Source organism: Sphingomonas sp. BAUL-RG-20F-R05-02 (genome assembly GCF_022662305.1).
In the GTDB taxonomy this organism is placed as follows: Bacteria; Pseudomonadota; Alphaproteobacteria; order Sphingomonadales; family Sphingomonadaceae; genus Sphingomonas.
Map to the genome: position 1 here is coordinate 284657 of NZ_JAKNQH010000003.1, position 16077 is coordinate 300733.

Below are 16077 nucleotides of genomic sequence, written 5' to 3' on the forward strand. Positions count from 1 at the left end.
CCGGTGCATGCCGTGGTGTGAATGCAGGATTAGCCGGCAGGATCGAATCGCTGCCTGCAATCTGACACCGGTTTCTCTGTTTTTGGGACGGGGTGCCAGAAATCGGACGATTTCACCCGAAATCCGGTCGGCTCGGGTTGGCAGTCGTGCGGCTTTGCCGCTATGCCGCCACAAAGGCCAATGCGAGGAATGCCCATGTTCGAGAAAACCTATTACGGCACGCACCCCGATATGATGGAATGCGTGAGCAACGACGAACTGCGCGACCGCTACCTGATCGAGGGTCTGTTCCGCGACGGCGAATGCGTGCTGAACTACACGCATGCCGAGCGTTTCGTGATCGGTGGCGTCGCGGTCGCGTCGGGTTCGGTCAAGCTGCCCGACCAGACCGAGCCGGCCTCCGCCGCCGGCCATCCCTTCCTAGAACGCCGCGAACTCGCGATCGTCAACGTCGGCAAGGCCAGTGGCACCGTCACCGTCGATGGCGAGACGTTCACGCTTGGCAACAAGGACTGCCTCTACGTCACGATGGGCGCAAAGGACGTGCAATTCTCTGGCGACGGCGCGCGCTTCTATCTCGCCTCGTGCCCCGCGCATAAGGGCTTCACCACGCGGAAACTGTCGATCGCGGACGCCAACAAGCTCGATCGCGGCAGCCTCGAGGAATCGAACGAGCGTTCAATCTATCAGCTCGTCATCCCCGGCGTGTGCGACAGCGCGCAGCTCGTCATGGGCCTGACCGTCTTGAAGCCCGGCTCGGTGTGGAACACGATGCCCCCGCACATCCACGAGCGCCGCAGCGAGATCTATTTCTACTTCGAGCTCGACGATCTCGACAAGGATCGCGTCATGCACTTCATGGGCGAAGGGGAGGCGACTCGCCACATCGTCATGCAGAACGAGGAAGCAGTGATCTCGCCGCCATGGTCGATCCACATGGGTTCGGGCACCAAGGCCTATGCCTTCATCTGGGCGATGGCGGGTGAGAACCAGGACTATACCGATATGAACGTCCTCGACATCTGCCAGCTCGCATGAGCGGGATGTTCGACCTTTCGGGCAAGGTCGCGGTTGTCACCGGTGCCAACACCGGCATCGGCCAGGCGATCGCGCTCGCGCTGGCCGGTGCGGGTGCGGACATCGCCGCAGTCGGCCGCTCGTCGTGCGACGAGACGGTCGCGCAGGTGCAGGCGCTGGCGCGTAAAGCGGTGTTCCTGCAGGCCGATCTGTCGACGATCGCGCCGGTTAACGGCATCGTCGAACAGGCGGTGGCACAGCTCGGCGGGCTGCACATCCTCGTCAACAACGCGGGCATCATCCGCCGCGCCGATTCGGTCAATTTCACCGAAGCGGACTGGGATGCGGTGATCGACACCAACCTGAAATCGGTGTTCTTCCTGTGCCAGGCGGCGGGCAAGCACATGATCGCGCAAGGTGGCGGCAAAATCATCAACATCGCCTCGATGCTGACTTTTCAGGGGGGCATCCGCGTGCCGAGCTATACCGCGTCCAAGTCGGGCGTGGGCGGGCTCACCAAGCTGCTCGCCAACGAATGGTCGGCCAAGGGCGTCAACGTCAACGCGATCGCGCCGGGCTATATCGAGACCAACAATACGACGGCTTTACGTGAGGATCAGGATCGCAACGCCGCGATCCTCGGCCGCATCCCGGCCGGACGCTGGGGCAAAGCATCCGATCTCGGTGGGGCGGCGGTGTTCCTGTCGTCGTCGGCGTCGGATTATGTCGATGGCCACATCCTCGCGGTCGACGGCGGCTGGCTGGCACGCTGATGGCATCCACGCCCGCGCCGAACCTCGCCTTTTTCGGCGAATTGCTCGTCCGGCTGTCGCCGCCTGACAAGATGTTGCTGCGCAGCGCGCGCAGCCTCGATCTCGCGGTCGGCGGCGCGGAGGCGAACGTGGCGATCGGCCTCGCCAGCCTTGGCCGTGCCACGCGCATGATCAGCCGACTACCCGCCAACCCGCTCGGTCAGATGGCACGATCGGTGTTGATGGGCGCAGGCGTGGATTGCGCACACGTCGCAAAGGGCGAGGGGCGAATGGGGCTGTATTTCCTCACCCCTGGCGCTGGTCTGCGCGCGTCCGAGGTGGTGTACGATCGCGCCGGCAGCGTGTTCGCGCGCGCCAGCGCCGACGATTTCGACTGGGACGCCGTGCTGGGCGGCGCGACGCACCTGTTCCTGTCGGGCATCACCCCCGCACTCGGGCCGGTATCGTCGGCGCTGGCGATCGCGGCGGCAAAGGCCGCCAAGGCGCGCGGGCTAAGCGTGATCTTCGACGGCAATTATCGCGGGCTGCTGTGGGCGGCCTGGGACAGCGACCCGCGCGCGACGCTCAGCGAACTGGTCGGGCTGGCGGATATCATGTTCGGCAACCACCGCGATATCGCGCTGCTGCTCGGCACGTCGTTCGACAATGACGGCGAGGAACGCCGCCGCGCGGCCTCGGCGGCGCTGTTCGCCGCCTTCCCCAACGTCCAGGTGCTCGCCTCGACCGCACGCCATGTCGCGGCGGCGGACCAGCACCTGCTCTCCGCCCGTGTCGAAACCCGCGATCGCGTCGCGCAGACCGACGAGATCGCCGTATCCGGCATCGTCGACCGGATCGGCGCGGGCGATGCGTTCGCGGCGGGCGTGCTGCACGGGTTGCTGCGCAGCGCGGACGATCTCGACGGCGCTGCGAAATCCGGCCTCGCGCTGACCGCGCTCAAACACTCGCTGCCCGGTGATGCCAGCCTGTTCGGGCAGGGCGATATCGATGCTTTTCTGTCCGGTGAGTTCGACGTTCGCCGCTGAAGCCATCACCTCGCCTTCCCCGTCCGCGCCGGGGAAGGCGTTACCCTGCGAGCACCACGTGCAGAAACCGTGGCCCGTGCGCGCCGCGGATATACTGCCCCTCGATATCGGTGGTGCCGCTGACGCCGGTCACCCAGTAATGCGCACGCGGCTGCTCGCCGGGCAGCGCGGCATCCTCCAGATGCGCGACCACCGCCGCCACCGGCAGCATCACGATATGATGCAGCCCTAGGAAGTTCGGCAGCATCGGCGCGCTCGCACCCGTCTCGAACACCAAGGACCCCGTCTCGGCAATGCCAAGCCGCGCCACCGCCAGCACGGTCGGCTCGTTGGGCGCGATCGCCGGGCTGAGCGTGAAGCCGGACCAATCGGCGGCAAGACGCGGATCGGGCGGCAGATAGACCGCGCGTGCCAGCCCATGCCCGTCGAGATACGCCCCCACCGCGCGCGGTAGATCGGCGAGGTCGGCAATCCGGTCGTGCGTCGCGCCGCTCGCCGGCAGTTCCAGCGCGGCGAGGAAGGTCGCGACGAGATCGCCCGCCACTAGCGGCCGTACCGGACCGGCGAGCAACGCGTCGGCCGCGCCCGGCGGTGGCGCGGTGGTGCCGAGCTTTGCGAGAATGTCACCCCGCGCGCTCATCGCTCGCCCTTGGCGTAGCGCGCCATGAAACTCTCACGGGCCGGCGCGGGCAGGTCGCGGTGCGCGGTCCAGCCGCCCGCCATCGGCAACGCCCGTATCCAGCCGCGCCCGAACCGCCGCATTCCGAAGATCGCCGCGCGCACCGCCGCCCGGTACAGCCGGGGCCGCTGCGCCACCCATGCCCAGGCGGTGATGCCCTGCCGCACGCTGACCGGCTCCAGCCCCTCGCGCCAGCTCCGCTCGCGCCAGCCGCGCAGCAGCGTCGGCAGCGGGATCTTGACCGGGCAGACCTCCTGGCATTTGCCGTTGAGCGTGCAGGCGTTGGGCAGATCGCGGTTCTTCGCCAACCCATCGAGCGCCGGCGTCAGCACCGCGCCCATCGGCCCCGGATAGGTGCCGCCATAGGCATGGCCGCCGATCTGCCGGAACACCACGCAATGGTTCATGCACGCCCCGCAACGGATACACCGCAGCATCTCCGCCAGCCCGTCGTCACGCATCGCCGAGCGACCGTTGTCGATCAGCACGATGTGCATCACGTCCGGGCCATCCGCATCGGCGGGCCGCTTGGGGCCGGTGTAGAAGGTGGTATATTGCGTCAGCGTCGCGCCGGTGGCGGAGCGCGCGAGCAGCCGCAGCAACTGTACGGCATGGCCCATCGACGGCACCAGCTTCTCGATCCCCGCCGTGACGATATGCACGCGCGGCGGCACCAGCGACAGCTCGGCATTGCCCTCGTTGGTGACGGTGCACACCGCGCCCGTATCGGCGACGAGGAAATTTGCGCCGGAGATGCCGACGTCCGCCGCCAGCATCCCGTCACGCAGGTGGCGCCGCGCGCTTTCCGCCATCGCCGGGATCGTCTCCTCGACATGGGGTTCGAGGTGATGCTGTTTGAACAGCGCGGAGACCTGCTCGCTGGTCTTGTGCATCGCCGGCCAGACGATGTGCGAGGGGCGCTCGTCGGCCAACTGGATGATATGTTCGGCCAAGTCGGTTTCGATCCGGCCGATGCCCGCTTCCGCCAGCGCGTGCGGCAGGCCGATCTCCTCGCCCATCATCGATTTGGATCGTGCCACCGTCTTCGCGCCAGCGCTCTTGCAGATGTCGACGACGATCTTGCAGGCTTCATCGGCGGTGCGCGCCCAATGCACCTGCGCACCCGCCGCCGTCGCCGCCGCCTCGAACTGTTCGAGATAGTGTCCGAGGTGCGCGACGACATGATCCTTGATCGCGGCGGCGCGGGTGCGCGCCTCCTCGAAATGCGCGAAGTTCTCCACCGCGATGGCGCGTTTCGCCACCGCGTTGCCGGCGGTACGCTCGACCGCGATCTTCAGGATCGGGTCGGCCAGCGCGGCATCGGCGCGGCGCGTGAAGGCGGTCGCGCTCATGCGTCCTCGCCGATCGCGGGGCCGTCGCCCATGCCGGCGATCACCTCGATCGCGTGGAACGCGCGCACGCCCGATCCCTCGCGGTGGAGCTTGCCCGCCATGTTCATCAGGCAGCCGAGATCGCCGGCCAGCAGCAGGTCCGCCGCGCTCGCATCGATCGCATCGGCCTTCTCGGTGACGATCGCGTTGGAGATCGCCGGATATTTCGCGCAGAATGTGCCGCCGAACCCGCAACACGTCTCCTCGCCCTTGAGCGGTTTGAGGGTGAGCCCCTCGACCCCGCGCAGCAATCGGCGCGGTTGCGCCTTGACGCCGAGTTCGCGCAGGCCCGAGCAACTGTCGTGATAGGTCGCGGTGGCGGCGAGCGTGGTGTCGGGCCGCCAGCCGCGCACCTCGTCGAGATAGGCCATGATCTCGTAGGTCTTCGCCGCGACCGCCTCGGCGCGGGGCAACCACGCGGTGTCATGCTCGAACAGTTCGGGGTAATGCACGCGGATCGTCGCCGCGCAGGAGCCGGAGGGCACGACTACCGCGTCATGCCCTTCCAGCAGCGAGATGGTGCGCTTGGCGATGGCGACAGCCTCGTCGCGCGCGCCCGAGTTGAGCGCAGGCTGGCCGCAACAGGTCTGCCCGCTCGGCACCATCACGGTGCAGCCCGCCGCCTCCAGCGTGCGCAGCGCGGCGAAGCCGACCTGAGGGCGGATCAGATCGACCAGACACGTCACGAACAGCGCGACACGTGGGGAGGGGGCAGGCGTCGTCACAGCAATCCGTGACGTTTGGCGAAGATGTTGAACAGGTCGGGCCACGGCGAGGCGGTGCCGTCGGGCAGCGTCAGGCCGAAGCCGTGCCCGCCGGTTTCGAACAGGTGCGCCTCGGTCGGGATCTTCGCGGCACGGAGCGCAGCGAGCATCATCAGGCTGTTCTCGACCGGCACCGTCTGATCGTCGATCGCCTGCGCGAGGAAGGTCGGCGGGGTGGTCGGCTCGATGCCGTTTTCCAGCGAATAGGCGCGGCGCTGTTCTACGCTGGCATCGCGCCCGAGCAGTTCGATCCGCGAGCCGCTATGCCCGAACGGCCCGGTCATGGTGATGACTGGGTAGATCAACGCGGTGGCGCGGGGTGAGAGCGGTTCGCGATCGATCGCATCGTTCACCGCCTCGGTGGCGAGCGACTGGCGCGTGCTCAGCCAGCCGGCGAGATGCCCGCCCGCCGAGAAACCCACCACGCCGATCCGGTCCGCCGAATAGCCGTATCGGCCGGCGAGTGACCGCATCATCCGCAGTGCGCGCTGCGCGTCCTGCAAAGGCGCTTCCGGCCCGGCCTTCCAGCCATCGGCGGGCATCCGGTAGGTGAGCGAAAAGCAGGTATAGCCATCCTGCGCAAACCGTGCGGCGACGTCGAACCCCTCGTGCTGGAGCGAGTCGAACCGGTAGCCGCCGCCGGGGATCAGCAGCAGCGCCGCGCCGTTTGGCTTGGCCGCGCGCTGTACGGTCAGTGTCGGATTGGTGGTATGCGCGACGTGCAGCTGCGGCACGCCTGCCTTGTTGAGCGGGTTGGTGTCCTCCTGCCTCAGGCCGGCCGGCACGCCCCCCGGCGGCCCCGCCGGCCAAAGCCTGAGCGTCTCGCCCGGAGCCGGCGTCGCGGCGCGTGCGGCACCGGCGGCAAGGCCAAGCGCTGCGCCGCCGGCGATCAACGTCCTGCGATCAATCGTCATTGGCATCCCCGGCGGCCTAGCGGCGTGGTGCGCAGCAACAGCGGGCGCTCGGCCAGCACATGCCCGGACAGCGGCAGGTTCAGCTCCTTCAACGCACCGGCGACGAGATCGGCGATACGTCGCGCGCCCAGTTCGCTGAAATGCGTGTCGTCGTCGATCCCCTTGGGGAAGCCGGGGAACGCACCGGCGGGAGCGTGGAGGTAATAGCCGCGCGATGCCGCCTCACCGGTTTGGTCCAGCCACGCGCGCGACAATCCCTCTAGGTCGATCAGCGGCGTCTGCGTGGGGGTGGAAAGCTCACGCATCACCGCCGACCAGTCGGCGAAGTTCGCCTTGGCCTTGCCGTCCGGTCCGAACATATGCTGGCCGACCGGCGTCACCAGTACGGGGATCGCGCGCGCGCCGCGCACTTGCCAGATGAAGCGCAGCAGATTGTCGCGATAGGTGGTCGCCGGATCGGCATAGCGTTCCGGTTTTGCCTTGTAGGCGTCGTTATGGCCGAACTGGATCAGTACTACGTCACCCGGCTGGACGCGCGCCATCAGCCCGTCCCAGCGGCCCTCGCCGATGAACGTCTTGGTGCTGCGTCCCGCCATGGCGAGGTCGACCACTTCGGTGCCGGCGTCGAGGCCGCAGGGCAGCATCTGCCCCCAGCCGGTCTGCGGATAGCGATCCTCGCCATAGACCGACGCGGTGGAGTCGCTCGCGATCAGGATCTTGCCGAAACCCGGTAGCACCGGCGCCGGGGCAGGGTCGGGTGCTGGCGCCGCGCCGACCAGCAACGCGGCAGCGGCGGCGAGCAGGGCGAAGCGGCGCGCGCGCATCACTGCAGGTTCACGAACAGGCCGCCATCGACCAGCAAGGCCGCGCCGGTGACATAGGCCGCCATGTCGGAGGCGAGGAACACGATCGGCCCGACCATATCCTCGGGCTGACCCAGCCGGCCGAGCGGCACGCGGCCTTCCATCGCCTCGCGCTTCTTCGTGTCGGCGAGGTCTTCCTTGTTGATTTCGGTCAGGATCGTGCCGGGCAGCAGCGAGTTGCAGCGGATCTTGTGCTTGCCGAGCGCGATCGCGGTGGACTGCATCAGCGAATGCACGCCCGCCTTGGTCGGCGTGTAATGCGTCTGGTATTCGCCGCCGACGAGTGCGGAGATCGACGACACCGCGACGATCGACCCGCCATTGCCTTGCGCGACCATCTGGTTGGCGGCGGCCTGCACCATGAAATACGCGCCGTGCATGTTGACCCGCATGGTGCGCTCGAACGTCTCGACCGGCATGTCGAGGAAGGCATGGAACGGGCAGATGCCGGCGTTGTTGACCATCACGTCGACCTTGCCGAAGCGCTCGACCGCCTTGGCAACGAACTCCTTGGCGGTTTCAGGCTCGGCCACGTCGCCCTTCACGGCGAGGCCGCGCTGGCCGGTCGCCTCGATCGCCGCCACGCACGCCTCGGCATCGTCGTCACGGCTGTGATAGTTGATGACGACATCGGCGCCATGCTGCGCCGCGCCGATCGCGGCGGCGCGGCCGATACCGGTCGATGCGCCGGTGACGAGGACGGTCTTGCCTTCGAGCAGCTTCATGGGTGCGCGTTCCTTCTCGGGTGTTTAGCGCCGCGGGAGGCGGCGGGGAGGTCGGGTGCCGGCGATCCAGCCGAGGTCGGCGCTGATCTGCTCGGCGGTTTCACGCACGTCCTGGCTGATCGCGCTCATGCGGTCGTCGTCGAGATATTGCGCCGCGCTCGACAGGCTGATCGCGGCGATGATCCGGCCCGACGCATCGCGCACCGGCGCGGCGACGCAGCGGACCAGATCCTCGTTTTCCTCAAGATCGTAAGCGTGGCCGCTGGCGACATAGCCGCGCATCCGTTCCGCCCAGACATCGTAATCGGTGACCGGCGCACCGTGCTGCCGCGAGGTTTCGAACAGTCCGCGCCACGCGCTCTCCGGCGTGTCGAGCAGCAGCGCCTTGCCAAGCCCCGTGGAGGTGAGCGGGTGGCGATCGCCGATCCGGCTGGAGATATCGACGCGGCGGCGACCCGGTATCTTGTCGAGGTACAGCGCGAGATCGACGTCGAGCCGGCCGAGATGCACGGTATCCTCGCTCCTGGCGGCAAGCTCCTCCAGCCGTGGGCGGGAGATCTGCACCACGTCGGCCTGGCTTTGCGCGAGGAAGCCGAGCTGCAACAGCTTCGGCCCGAGCTGATACCCCTCGCGCGGCAGGAAGGTGAGGAAGCCGCGATCGGTGAGCGCATTGGCGAGCCGGTGCGTGGTCGAGCGGGTCAGCCCCATCGCTGCCGACAGATCGGCAAGTTTGATCGGCCCGTCGATCACCTTGTCGAGCATGTCGAGGCCACGCAACAGCGTCTGACTGCCTTGAATCTTGGAGCGTTCCTCGCCGCCTTCGGATTCTTCGTTTGACGCGCCTTGTCTCATCACCTAATATCCTATCCCATAAAGTGAGAAAGTAAACAGTAAACCGGGGGAGCAGAGCCGCTTTTTGATCCACACGGTCCCGCAACGTCCACTTGCGGGATCAATGTATCATAATGTGAAACCGGCTGGCGATTCCTTTCACATACTGGATATGAACACATTGCCCTTGTCGGGAGATAGCTGGTGACCTTGAAGACCCTGTCGAAGATCAAGCATGTTCGCGCCTTCACGGTGCGCGGCGGCGGTGCCGATTATCACGATCAGGGCGAAGGCCACTGGATCGACAATCACATCGCCACGCCGATGAGCCGCTATCCCGAATACCGTCAGAGCCGGCAGAGCTTCGGCATCAACGTGCTCGGCACGCTGGTGGTGGAGATCGAGGCGGAGGACGGCACGGTCGGCTTCGCGGTGACGACCGGCGGCGAGCCGGCGTGCTACATCGTAGAGAAACACCTCGCGCGCTTCCTAGAAGGGCGTTCGCCGCTCGAGTACGAGAAGATCTGGGATCAGATGTACTTCTCGACGCAATATTACGGGCGCAAGGGCCTCGTCATCAACGCGATCTCGGGCGTCGATCTTGCGCTATGGGATCTGCTCGGCAAGCTGCGGCAGGAGCCGGTGTACCATATGCTTGGCGGCGCGGTGCGCGACGAGCTGCAATTCTACGCGACCGGCGCGCGTCCCGATCTCGCCAAGGAGTTCGGTTTCATCGGCGGCAAGATGGCACTGCACCACGGACCTGCGGAGGGCGTCGAGGGCCTCAAGAGGAACATCGCCGAACTCGCCGACATGCGCGAGAAGGTCGGGCCGGACTTCTGGCTGATGTGGGATTGCTGGATGGCGCTCGACGTGGAGTATGCCACCCGCCTCGCGATCGCCGCGCACGAATATGGCCTCAAGTGGATCGAGGAGGCGATCAGCCCCGACGATTACTGGGGCTATGCCGAATTGAAGCGCAACGTGCCGAAGGGCATGCTGGTGACCACCGGCGAGCATGAGGCGACCCGCTGGGGCTTCCGCATGCTGATGGAGATGGACTGCTGCGACATCATTCAGCCGGACGTGGGCTGGTGCGGCGGCATCACCGAGCTGCTAAAGATCAGCGCGCTCGCCGATGCCAAGGGCAAGATGGTCGTGCCGCACGGATCGTCGGTCTACAGCTACCACTTCGTCATCACCCGCCACAACTCGCCGTTCGCCGAGTTCCTGATGATGCACCCCGGACCGACCGAGGTGGTGCCGATGTTCGCGCCGCAGTTGCTCGGCGAACCGGTACCGCAGAACGGCCGCCTCAAGGCAAGTGCGCTCGACAAGCCGGGCTTTGGCGTCGAATGGAACGCCGAGATCGCCAAGCACCGCCCCTACACACACTGATCTACAGACAGCGAGACCTAACACATGAAACTCTGCCGCTTCGGCCCGCTGGGCCAGGAAAAGCCGGGCATCGTCGATGCCGATGGCGCCATCCGCGACCTGTCGGGCGTGATCCCCGAACTGACGATCGAGACGCTGCCGCAGGCGCTCGCCGCCGACGCCGCGTCGCTGCCGGTCGTCGAGGGGACGCCGCGCTACGGCGTGCCGATCAAGGGCATCGGCAAGATCGTCGCGATCGGCCTCAACTACCGTGACCATGCGATCGAATCGAACCTGCCGATCCCGACCGAACCGATGATGTTCATGAAGGCATTGTCGAGCCTGTCCGGCCCGAACGACGACGTGATGCTGCCCAAGGGTTCGACGCACGGTGACTGGGAAGTCGAACTCGGCGTTATCATCGGCAAGACCTGCCGCTACGTGTCGGAGGATGCGGCGCTCGATCACGTCGCCGGCTTCACGCTGGTCAACGACGTGTCGGAGCGCTTCAACCAGAAGCAGCGCGGCAGCCAATGGTCGAAAGGCAAGGGCCACGACACCTTCTGCCCGACCGGCCCGTGGCTGGTCACGCCGGACGAGGTGGGTGACCACCAGGATCTCGGCATGAGCCTCGACGTCAACGGCGAGCGCATGCAGACCGGCAACACCAAGACGATGATCTTCGACGTGAAGCAGCTCATCGCCTATGTCAGCGAATATATCACGCTGTATCCGGGCGATCTCGTCATCACCGGCACCCCGCCGGGCGTGGGCGAGGGCAAGAAGCCGGAAGCGATCTATCTCAAGGCCGGCGACGTGATGGAACTGGCGATCGACAAGCTCGGCATGCAGCGCCAGCAGGTCGTGGCGTGGAAGCAGCTCGGCGCGGAGACGCTGGCATGAACTACGCGGGACGTTTCGACGGTCGCTGCGCGATCGTCACCGGCGGCGCGTCGGGCCTCGGCAAGGCTGTCGCCAAGCGCATCGTCGCGGAGGGCGGCAAGGCCGTGTTGTGGGACGTGAACGCCGATGCGCTGGAAGCCGCCAAGGCCGAAACCGGCGCGACCGACGTGTACGCGCTCGACGTGTCGGATCAGGCGCAGGTCGAGGCAGCGGCCGCCGCCGCGAACGCCGCGCTCGGCAAGATCGACATCCTCGTCAATTCGGCCGGCATCACCGGTGCGACCGCGCCGGTCCACGAATTCCCGCTCGATAGCTGGAAGCGCGTGATCGACATCAACCTCAACGGCCTGTTCTATTGCTGCCGCGCGGTGGTGCCTTTCCTGATCGCCAACGGCTACGGCCGCATCGCCAACCTAGCCTCGGTGGCGGGCAAGGAAGGCAACCCGAACGCCTCAGCCTATTCGGCCTCCAAGGCGGGCGTGATCGGTCTCACCAAGTCGCTCGGCAAGGAACTGGCCGAAAAGGGCGTGATCGCCAACGCGCTAACGCCCGCCACGTTCGAGAGTCCGATCCTCGCGCAGCTTCCGCAAAGCCAGGTCGATTACATGCGCTCCAAGATTCCGATGGGGCGCCTCGGCGAAGTCGATGAGAGCGCGGCGATGGTGTGCTTCATGGTGAGCGAGGAGTGCAGCTTCACCACCGCCTCCACGTTCGACACGTCGGGCGGCCGCACTACCTTCTAACCGACACGGGCGCAGCCGTCCGCCAAGAGACGGCGCGCCCTAAGCTCCCCGGGAGAGCGCATTGCCTGACACACGGCCCTTCGTCGACGCGCATGTCCATCTGTGGGATTTGGCGCATCTGCGCTATGCGTGGCTGACCCCGCCGTTCAGCGACGCCGGGCCGAACGGCAGCGTCGAGCCGATCGCCAAGACGTACCGGCTCGACGACTACCTCGCCGATGCGGCAGGTTGGGACGTGCGCGGTATCGTCCATATCGATGCCGGCGCGCACCCGGACGATGCGCTGGCGGAAACCGACTGGTTGCAGGGTATCGCCGATGAACGCGGCATGCCGAACGCGATCGTCGCCTTTGCCGCGCTCGACGATCCCGATGTGGACGCGCTGCTGGCGGCGCATGCGAAGCGCCCGAACGTTCGCGGCATTCGCCACATCGTCAACTGGCACGCGGAGGCCAACCGCACGTACACGCCGCGCGACGTGACGCAGGATGAGGCGTGGGCGGCGGGCTTCGCAGCGCTCGGCAGACATGGCCTCAGCTTCGATCTGCAAGGATATGCCGGGCAGTTCGCAGGTCTCGTGCCGCTGATCGAGCGTCACCCCGAAACGCCGGTCATCATCAACCACATGGGCATGATGGTGCCGGGCGAGCAAGCCGAGTGGCGCGCCGGCATGGCCGCGCTCGCCGCGCTGCCCAGCGTTTCGGTCAAGCTCTCCGGCATCGGCTTCAGCGATCGCCGCTGGTCGGCGGACCTCGCGCGCGATCAGATCCGTACCACAATCGACCTGTTCGGCAGCAACCGCGCGATGTTCGCCAGCGACTTCCCGACCGACAAGCTGTTCGGCAGCTTCGCCCAGCACCTCGACACCTACGCCGACATCGTCGCCGACCTCACGCCGCACGAACAGCACGCGCTGTTCGCCGCCAACGCCAACCGCATCTATCGACTGGGCCTGACACTATGAACGGCACTCCGAACCCGCTGATCGGCGTGATCTACCACTGGCTCGGCGGTTTCTCGTCGGCGACCTTTTACGTGCCGTATCGCGGCGTGAAGCGCTGGTCGTGGGAGATCTACTGGCTGACCGGGGGCATCTTCTCCTGGCTGCTTGCGCCGTGGTTCTTCGCGTCCGTCCAGACGGAGGATCTGCTCGGCGTGCTGGGACGCGCGCCCACGCCGACATTGCTGTGGCCGGTGGTTTTCGGGCTGCTGTGGGGGTTCGGCGGGCTGACCTATGGGCTGACGATGCGGTATCTCGGCCTATCGCTCGGCATGGCGGTGGTGCTTGGGCTGTGCACGGTGTTCGGGACGCTGATCCCGCCGCTGGTGCAGGGCGATTTCGCCGCCAAGCTGCTCGATACGCCATCCGGGCTGATCGTGCTGCTCGGCCTCGCCATCACGCTCGCCGGGATCGGCGTGGTTGCCTTCGCCGGTGCGCGCAAGGATGCGGCGTTGAGCGATGCGGAGAAGGCCGAGACGGTCGCCGAATTCAACTTTCGCAAGGGCGTCGCGGTGGCGGTGTTCTCCGGCATCATGTCGTCTTGCTTCGCGTTCGGCCTTGCCGCGGGCGAGCCGATCAAGGCGATCTCCGCGCAGGCCGGCACCGGCCCGCTGTGGACCGGGCTGCCGATCCTGTGCCTCGTCATGTTCGGTGGGCTCGTCACCAACGGACTGTGGTGCGCGTGGCTGATCGCCAAGAACCGCAGCGCCGGGCAGTGGCTCGGGCGCGGCGCGGTCGCTGCCGGTGCGCCGCTTGCCAAGAATTACCTGCTGTCCGCGCTGGCCGGGACGATGTGGTATTTCCAATTCTTCTTCTACACGATGGGCGAGAGCCAGATGGGCCGCTTCGGCTTTTCGAGCTGGACGCTGCACATGGCGAGCATCATCATCTTCGGCACCTTGTGGGGTTTCGCGTTCAACGAGTGGAAGGCGGCGGCGCCGCGCGTGCGTGCGATGGTGTGGGGCGGCATCGGCCTGCTCGTGCTGGCGACGGTGGTGATCGGCTACGGCAACAGCCTCGCCGCATAAGGCCGACCAAACGAAGGGGATTGCGATGGAACACCGGCTCGGCGCGGATCTGACGCTACGGATGGACGGCGCGGGCGACGCTCCCGTCGCCTTCACGCTCGCCGATCCCGATGCCGCACCCACGGCGGCGGTGGTCAAGACGGTCGCGGAGCCACGCCTGTTCGGCTATCTGCCCGAACGACCCAATGGCCGTGCGATGCTGGTGCTCGGCGGGGGCGGCTACGTCGAGTTGATGGTCGGGCGCGAGGGTGTGCAGGTGGCGCGCTGGCTGAACCGGCTCGGCTATGTCGCGTACGTGCTGGTGCATCGCTTCCCGAACACAGAACACGGCCTCTCCGCGCCGCTGGAAGATGCCCGCGCGGCACTGGCGGCGATCCGCGCGAGCGGCACGGCGGCGAAGGGGCTGGGCGTGGTTGGCCTGTCCTCGGGCGGGCATCTCGCCGCATGCCTCGCGGCGGAATACCCGCCGGAGTGGGGCGGGGCACCGAGCGCGCCTCCCGACGTGCTGGTGATCGGTTACGCCCCTATCTCCACCAACGCCGCCGGGCGGCAAATCGTCGCCGACAAGCCGCCGCTGCCGCCGCTCGAGAAGCAGGCGATGTACGACCGGCTCCAGCCCGACGCGCAGTTGCTGGATAATCCGCCCCCGGCGTTTATCGTCTATGCCGGCAGCGATCCCGTCGTCCCGGTCGAGAACGCACGCCGGCTGCATGCTGCGTTCGAGGCGAAAGGCGGCTCGGCCGAACTCCACGTGTTCGGCGATGCGCCGCACGGCTTTGCGCTCGATACGCCGGGGCTGCCGGTTTCGGTATGGCCTACATTATGCGAGGCATGGCTGCGGCAGGTCGGCTTTCTGGACTAGCGCAGCAGCTTGAGGTCGATCGCGGCCACCATCGCGCGGAAGCCCGCATCGTTGGGATGAAGCGCGTCGCCGCTGTTATACGCGGGCGCGAACCTGTCGGGATCGACCGGATCGGCCACCGCGTGCGCGAAATCGACCGCGCCGTCCGCTTCGTGGTTGGTGAGGATCCAGGCGTTGACCTGCTTGCGCACCGCTTCCGCCTCGGCGCCCCAGTAGCCCGCGCCCTTGTACGGCAGGATCGTCGCGAGGATCATCTTCACATGCCGGTCGTGCGCGCGCGCGATCATCTGGCGATACGCGCCGATCAGGTCGGCGGCGGTCGGGATCGGCTTCTTGTCACGGGTTGCGCCGCCGATGTCGTTGACGCCCTCCAGCACGATGACATGGCTGACGCCGGGGGTCGCCAGCACGTCGCGATCGAACCGGGCGAGCGCGTTGGGGCCCGCGCCCTCCGCCAGCACGCGGTTGCCGCTGATGCCGAGATTGGCGACGCCGACATCCGCGCGCCCCGCCTTCTGAAGCGCGGCGGCAAGATCATCGGGCCAGCGCGTGTCGGCATCCGCTGTGGCGCGCACGCCATCGGTGATCGAATCGCCGAACGCCACCACCGTCGATCCGGGCCGCGCAGTCTCGACATCGATTCCGTCGACGACCATGCGCTGCTTGAACGGCGTCCCGTCGGTCAGCGTCGCGGCGGCGGTCTGGTCGCCGCTTGCGATCGCGGCGGTGGCGGCGGCATAGCCGTGCACGGTCGCATCCGCGGCACCGTCCGGGAAGTACAGGCTGACCGCGATATGCGCGAGCGGGGTGACGCGGAGCGCGACTGCATCGCTCACCAGCGGCGCGCGATCCGGTACCACCGGCGCGGCGACGCCGCCGAACGTGACCGCACGATCGCTGCCGGGTACGATCCCGCCGCCGGCGTCCACCAGCGCGACGTGCACGCTACCGATCTTCAGCGCGGTGGCGGACAGTTCGTTGCTCAGCCGCAGTCGGATTCGCGTGCCGCCGCTGCTGATCCGCACGACCTGCCGCAGCGTCTTGCCCTTGAGGTCCGGCAGCGGGTCGCGCGTGGAGGCGGCTTGCGGTGCCACCGCCCAGCTGCGGGACCAGAATTGCGCGGCGGCAGGCATCGGCAGCGCGCCCACGGCAACGATCAGCAATGGCCATCCGGCTTTCATG

General features: G+C 67.1%; 17 protein-coding genes. 9 read left to right on the forward strand and 8 right to left on the reverse strand.

The annotated features are described in order from the left end of the window. Positions 1-195 precede the first annotated feature (195 nt). Genes kduI through L8F97_RS09405 form a run of 3 tightly spaced genes read left to right on the forward strand, consistent with a single transcriptional unit; the run spans position 196 to position 2815 of the window. Positions 196-1038 carry a 5-dehydro-4-deoxy-D-glucuronate isomerase gene (gene kduI / locus L8F97_RS09395; RefSeq protein WP_242148798.1) on the forward strand — a complete coding sequence of 281 codons (843 nt, stop codon included), beginning with the start codon at positions 196-198 and terminating at the stop codon, positions 1036-1038. Continuing rightward, a complete protein-coding gene (gene kduD, locus L8F97_RS09400; RefSeq protein ID WP_242148801.1) occupies positions 1035-1790 on the forward strand; it encodes a 2-dehydro-3-deoxy-D-gluconate 5-dehydrogenase KduD in 756 nt (251 codons plus the stop codon). The genes kduI and kduD overlap by 4 nt, the downstream gene beginning before the upstream one ends. After that, entirely contained in the window at positions 1790-2815 is a 1026-nt protein-coding gene (locus tag L8F97_RS09405) for a sugar kinase (RefSeq protein ID WP_242148803.1), read from the forward strand. The genes kduD and L8F97_RS09405 overlap by 1 nt, the downstream gene beginning before the upstream one ends. A 40-nt stretch (positions 2816-2855) precedes the next feature. Here the strand turns inward: L8F97_RS09405 and L8F97_RS09410 are convergent, their stop codons facing one another. From L8F97_RS09410 to L8F97_RS09440, 7 genes are read right to left on the reverse strand one after another with little or no spacing between them, the layout of a single operon-like run. Continuing rightward, entirely contained in the window at positions 2856-3455 is a 600-nt protein-coding gene (locus tag L8F97_RS09410) for a lactate utilization protein C (RefSeq protein ID WP_242148805.1), read from the reverse strand. Continuing rightward, on the reverse strand, positions 3452-4846 hold the full coding sequence (locus tag L8F97_RS09415) for a lactate utilization protein B (protein WP_242148807.1): 1395 nt from the start codon (positions 4844-4846) through the stop codon (positions 3452-3454). The genes L8F97_RS09410 and L8F97_RS09415 overlap by 4 nt, the downstream gene beginning before the upstream one ends. Continuing rightward, on the reverse strand, positions 4843-5610 hold the full coding sequence (locus tag L8F97_RS09420) for a (Fe-S)-binding protein (protein ID WP_242148808.1): 768 nt from the start codon (positions 5608-5610) through the stop codon (positions 4843-4845). Before L8F97_RS09420 ends, L8F97_RS09415 begins: the two co-directional genes overlap by 4 nt. Further along, complete coding sequence (locus L8F97_RS09425; protein WP_242148810.1) at positions 5607-6563, reverse strand: alpha/beta hydrolase; 957 nt, start codon at positions 6561-6563, stop codon at positions 5607-5609. Before L8F97_RS09425 ends, L8F97_RS09420 begins: the two co-directional genes overlap by 4 nt. Next, positions 6560-7387, reverse strand: coding sequence for a rhamnogalacturonan acetylesterase (locus L8F97_RS09430; protein WP_242149091.1), 828 nt, complete (start codon positions 7385-7387; stop codon positions 6560-6562). Before L8F97_RS09430 ends, L8F97_RS09425 begins: the two co-directional genes overlap by 4 nt. After that, positions 7387-8151: an SDR family NAD(P)-dependent oxidoreductase gene (locus L8F97_RS09435; RefSeq protein WP_242148812.1), complete on the reverse strand. Its 765-nt coding sequence runs from the start codon at positions 8149-8151 to the stop codon at positions 7387-7389. Before L8F97_RS09435 ends, L8F97_RS09430 begins: the two co-directional genes overlap by 1 nt. A 24-nt stretch (positions 8152-8175) precedes the next feature. Next, the gene (locus L8F97_RS09440; protein ID WP_242149093.1) at positions 8176-9003 is read right to left on the reverse strand and encodes an IclR family transcriptional regulator; all 828 of its coding nucleotides are present in this window, start codon (positions 9001-9003) and stop codon (positions 8176-8178) included. A gap of 183 nt (positions 9004-9186) precedes the next feature. On the opposite strand from L8F97_RS09440, the gene rhmD reads away from it, so the two are divergent. The 6 genes from rhmD (at position 9187) to L8F97_RS09470 (ending at position 14895) form a co-directional block, all read left to right on the forward strand. Further along, the gene (rhmD, locus tag L8F97_RS09445; RefSeq protein WP_242148814.1) at positions 9187-10380 is read left to right on the forward strand and encodes an L-rhamnonate dehydratase; all 1194 of its coding nucleotides are present in this window, start codon (positions 9187-9189) and stop codon (positions 10378-10380) included. Positions 10381-10404: 24 nt separating this feature from the next. After that, positions 10405-11262, forward strand: coding sequence for a fumarylacetoacetate hydrolase family protein (locus L8F97_RS09450; protein ID WP_242148816.1), 858 nt, complete (start codon positions 10405-10407; stop codon positions 11260-11262). Beyond that, positions 11259-12005: an SDR family NAD(P)-dependent oxidoreductase gene (locus tag L8F97_RS09455; protein ID WP_242148818.1), complete on the forward strand. Its 747-nt coding sequence runs from the start codon at positions 11259-11261 to the stop codon at positions 12003-12005. Before L8F97_RS09450 ends, L8F97_RS09455 begins: the two co-directional genes overlap by 4 nt. A gap of 61 nt (positions 12006-12066) precedes the next feature. After that, a complete protein-coding gene (locus L8F97_RS09460) occupies positions 12067-12969 on the forward strand; it encodes an amidohydrolase family protein (protein WP_242148820.1) in 903 nt (300 codons plus the stop codon). Further along, a complete protein-coding gene (gene rhaT / locus L8F97_RS09465) occupies positions 12966-14033 on the forward strand; it encodes an L-rhamnose/proton symporter RhaT (protein ID WP_242148822.1) in 1068 nt (355 codons plus the stop codon). Before L8F97_RS09460 ends, rhaT begins: the two co-directional genes overlap by 4 nt. Before the next feature lie 25 nt (positions 14034-14058). After that, positions 14059-14895 carry an alpha/beta hydrolase gene (locus L8F97_RS09470; RefSeq protein WP_242148824.1) on the forward strand — a complete coding sequence of 279 codons (837 nt, stop codon included), beginning with the start codon at positions 14059-14061 and terminating at the stop codon, positions 14893-14895. Here the strand turns inward: L8F97_RS09470 and L8F97_RS09475 are convergent. Next, complete coding sequence (locus tag L8F97_RS09475; protein ID WP_242148826.1) at positions 14892-16076, reverse strand: SGNH/GDSL hydrolase family protein; 1185 nt, start codon at positions 16074-16076, stop codon at positions 14892-14894. The two genes, L8F97_RS09470 and L8F97_RS09475, sit on opposite strands and share 4 nt — an antisense overlap. Position 16077: the final 1 nt, after the last annotated feature.